The organism is Brevundimonas sp., from assembly GCF_036399195.1.
GTDB lineage: Bacteria > Pseudomonadota > Alphaproteobacteria > Caulobacterales > Caulobacteraceae > Brevundimonas.
The window spans coordinates 1-2084 of record NZ_DASWNO010000082.1 but is presented as its reverse complement, the minus strand read 5'-3'; the positions used below and the strand labels follow the sequence as shown (position 1 = coordinate 2084).

5 protein-coding genes are annotated in these 2084 nt (G+C 65.4%); all 5 read right to left on the bottom strand.

The window, feature by feature from the left end; genetic code table 11:
* Nucleotide 1: 1 nt before the first annotated feature.
* Nucleotides 2-310 carry an NADH-quinone oxidoreductase subunit NuoK gene (gene nuoK / locus VGB60_RS04055; protein WP_331036997.1) on the bottom strand — a complete coding sequence of 103 codons (309 nt, stop codon included), beginning with the start codon at nucleotides 308-310 and terminating at the stop codon, nucleotides 2-4.
* Nucleotides 310-936 (bottom strand): NADH-quinone oxidoreductase subunit J, encoded by a 627-nt coding sequence (locus VGB60_RS04050; RefSeq protein ID WP_331036996.1) that lies wholly within the window; start codon nucleotides 934-936, stop codon nucleotides 310-312. Before VGB60_RS04050 ends, nuoK begins: the two co-directional genes overlap by 1 nt.
* Before the next feature lie 69 nt (nucleotides 937-1005).
* The gene (gene nuoI / locus VGB60_RS04045) at nucleotides 1006-1497 is read right to left on the bottom strand and encodes an NADH-quinone oxidoreductase subunit NuoI (RefSeq protein ID WP_331036995.1); all 492 of its coding nucleotides are present in this window, start codon (nucleotides 1495-1497) and stop codon (nucleotides 1006-1008) included.
* A complete protein-coding gene (locus VGB60_RS04040; protein WP_331036994.1) occupies nucleotides 1497-1709 on the bottom strand; it encodes a hypothetical protein in 213 nt (70 codons plus the stop codon). The genes nuoI and VGB60_RS04040 overlap by 1 nt, the downstream gene beginning before the upstream one ends.
* Nucleotides 1706-2084 (bottom strand): NADH-quinone oxidoreductase subunit H (locus VGB60_RS04035; RefSeq protein ID WP_331036993.1); only part of this gene is annotated, 379 nt, incomplete at its 5' end. The genes VGB60_RS04035 and VGB60_RS04040, both read right to left, overlap by 4 nt.

Genomic DNA, 2084 nt, shown 5'->3' with positions numbered 1-2084 from the left:
GTCAGCCCTTCATCACGCTGGCGTCGTCAACCGCGATGTCGCCGCGGTTGCGGAAGAAGGTCACCAGAATGGCCAGGCCGACGGCCGCTTCCGCGGCCGCGACGGTCAGGACGAACATCGCCATGATCTGCCCCTGCACGTCGTTCAGGTAGGCCGAGAAGGCGACGAAGTTGATGTTCACGGCCAGCAGGATCAGCTCAATCGACATCAGGATGATGATGACGTTCTTGCGGTTCACGAAGATGCCGAACACGCCGATGGTGAACAGGATGGCGGCGACCGCCAGATAGTGCTGCAGGGACACGGCCATCAGAGCAGTTCCTCGGAGCTAACGCCGGCGCCGGACGCCGCGCCCTTGACCTCGACGGAGGTGCGGCGGTCGCGAGTCACCTGATCGTGGGCCTTCTGGCGTTTGACGTTGGGCTTGTGGCGCAGGGTCAGGACGATGGCGCCGATCATGGCGATCAGCAGGACGATCCCCGCCGCCTGGAAGATGTAGACATAGTCGGTGTAGAGCACCCGTCCGATGGCCTCGACGTTCGAGGCGTCGGCCGTCGGCGCCAGCGGAGCCGTCGAGCCCGCGGCCGCGCCGCCGCTGACCACCGCCAGCGAGATCAGGATCATCTCGGCCAGCAGGACGCCCGCCACGATCGCCGCCAGCGGCAGGTAGCGGGCGTAGCCTTCGCGCAGGCGCACGAAGTCGACGTCCAGCATCATGACGACGAACAGGAACAGCACCGCGACGGCGCCGACGTAGACCACGACCAGCAGCATCGCCAGGAACTCGGCGCCCAGCAGCACGAACAGCCCCGCCGACGAGAAGAAGGCCAGGATCAGCCACAGCACGCTGTGCACGGGGTTTTTCGCGGTGACGACCGCGAGGGCGCTCACCACGGCGACCGCCGCCAGCACATAGAAGGCTATACCTTGCAGCATAGGAGGCCTCGGCCCCTTTCGGTTCGTTGGCGACGATCCGTGAATCAGCGCCGGTTGAGCGTGTGCGCCTTAGCGATACGGCGCGTCGAGTTCCAGATTTTTCGCGATCAGCCGCTCCCAGCGGTCGCCGTTCGAGAGCAGTTTTTCCTTGTCATAGAGCAGCTCTTCCCGGGTCTCGGTGGTGAACTCCAGGTTCGGGCCCTCGACGATGGCGTCCACCGGGCAGGCTTCCTGGCACAGGCCGCAATAGATGCATTTGACCATGTCGAGGTCGTAGCGCGTGGTGCGACGGCTGCCGTCAGCCCGAGGCTCGGACTCAATGGTGATGGCCTGGGCCGGGCACACGGCCTCGCACAGCTTGCAGGCGATGCAGCGCTCCTCGCCGTTGGGATAGCGACGCAGGGCGTGCTCGCCCCGGAAGCGCGGCGACTGCGGGTTGCGCTCGAACGGGTAGTTCACGGTCGCCTTGGGGCGCATCATGTATTTGAGCGACAGTCCGATGGCGCCGATGACGTCCAGCATCATCGCGCCCTTGGTCGCCTGAACGAGGCGGGTGAACATCAGCGGCTTCCTCTGATCCCGCGGCAAAGCTCTTCCTTGCGCGGGTCGTCGTCCTTGGTGATGCGGCACAGGCGCTCGCGTTCGGCCTGTTGCCGCTGGATAGCTTCCTGACGCCGCTCCCACTGGGCGGGCGACGTCGGGTCGGGTTCGTAGGTCGGGATGGTGCAGGCGCCCGTCGCCAGCGCCGCCGCGAGGATCAGCAACCGGCTCATGCGCCCACCGCGAACACGCGCCAGGCGGCGACGATGACGACCGCCACCAGCGACGTCGGCAGGAATATCTTCCAGCCCAGCCGCATCAGCTGGTCGTAGCGGTAGCGGGGCACGAAGGCCTTCACCATGGCGATCATCGCGAACCAGAAGATGATCTTGGCGAAGAACACCAGGAAGAGCAGGAAGTTGACCAGGAACTCGGGCCAGTCGGCGGCGAAGTCGATCGGGAAGCCCGGGTTCCAGCCGCCAAAGAACAGCAGGCTCATCATCGCGCACATGAAGACGATGTTGGCGTACTCGCCGATCATGAACAGCAGGTACGGGGTGGAGCTGTACTCGACCTGATACCCGGCCACGAGCTCGGACTCGGCCTCG